A 1,130-nucleotide genomic window follows, 5' to 3' on the forward strand; every position below is an offset into this window, starting at 1 on the left:
CCTAGTGACCTGAGTCAGAGATTCGTTGGCAGTAGGCGGCGACTTTGTCGAGGATCTCGTCGGCTGTCTTCGTCCAGACGAACGGTCTGGGGTGCTCGTTCCAGTCGGCGAGCCAGGACCGGATGTCGCGTTCAAGGGCCTGGACGGTGCGGTGGACGCCGCGCTTGAGTTTCTTCTGCGTGAGTTCGGCGAACCACCGCTCGACCAGGTTCAGCCAGGACGCGCTGGTCGGTGTGAAGTGCAGGTGGAACCGGGGATGCACCAGCAGCCACTTCTTGATGTCGGGTGTCTTGTGGGTCGCGTAGTTGTCCAGGATCAGATGAACCTGCAGATCAGCTGGGACTTCTTTGTCGAGCTTGGTCAGGAACTTCTTGAACTCCGCCGCGCGGTGGCGGCGGTGGAGGGAGCCGATGACCTTGCCGGTCGCTACTTCGAGGGCGGCGAAGAGAGTGGTGGTGCCGGCCCGGATGTAGTCGTGGCTGCGGCGTTCGGGAAAACCGGGCATCATCGGCAGGACCGGTTGGGACCGGTCCAGGGCCTGGATCTGTGACTTCTCGTCCACGCAGAGGACAAGGGCCTTCTCCGGCGGGTCGAGGTAGAGGCCGACGACGTCGCGTACCTTGTCGATGAACAGCGGGTCGGTGGACAGTTTGAATGTCTGAGCCCGGTGCGGCGCGAGGGCGAACGCCCGCCAGATCCGCGAGACCGTCGACTGCGACATGCCCGTGGCCGCGGCCATCGACCTGGTCGACCAGTGGGTGGCGTTCTTCGGCGTCTCCTCGAGCGTCTTGACGATGACCCGCTCGACGTCGGCATCGGTGATCTTCCGCGGGACACCGGGCCGCGGGTCGTCGCACAAGCCGTCAAGGCCCCGCTCGATGAAGCGGCGTCGCCAGGTGCGGACGGTGTCCGGAGCGATCCGCAGCCGGCGGGACACCTCCATGATGGAGTGGCCTTCGGCGCACTCCATCACGATCCGCGAGCGTTGGGCCAGAGCCTGGGCCGTCGTGCGGCGACGTAACCAGCTCTCAAGCACAGCCCGCTGGGCATCAGTGACCGACAACGGCGGAATCTTCGGACCCGGGCGACTCATGCCCGACTAACGACGAATCTCTGACTCAGGTCACTAG

1 protein-coding gene is annotated in these 1,130 nt (G+C 64.9%); it reads right to left on the bottom strand.

The window, feature by feature from the left end:
• Nucleotide 1: 1 nt before the first annotated feature.
• A complete protein-coding gene (locus ACFY8U_RS36235; protein ID WP_389576407.1) occupies nt 2-1,093 on the bottom strand; it encodes an IS630 family transposase in 1,092 nt (363 codons plus the stop codon).
• Nucleotides 1,094-1,130 lie beyond the last annotated feature (37 nt).

This window comes from Streptomyces sp. NPDC012508 (assembly GCF_042902595.1).
GTDB lineage: Bacteria > Actinomycetota > Actinomycetes > Streptomycetales > Streptomycetaceae > Streptomyces.

What these genes read in the sequence shown, in the direction of transcription:
- ACFY8U_RS36235 (WP_389576407.1), bottom strand. Translation starts at nt 1,093, where the DNA reads ATGAGTCGCCCGGGTCCGAAGATTCCGCCGTTGTCGGTCACTGATGCC.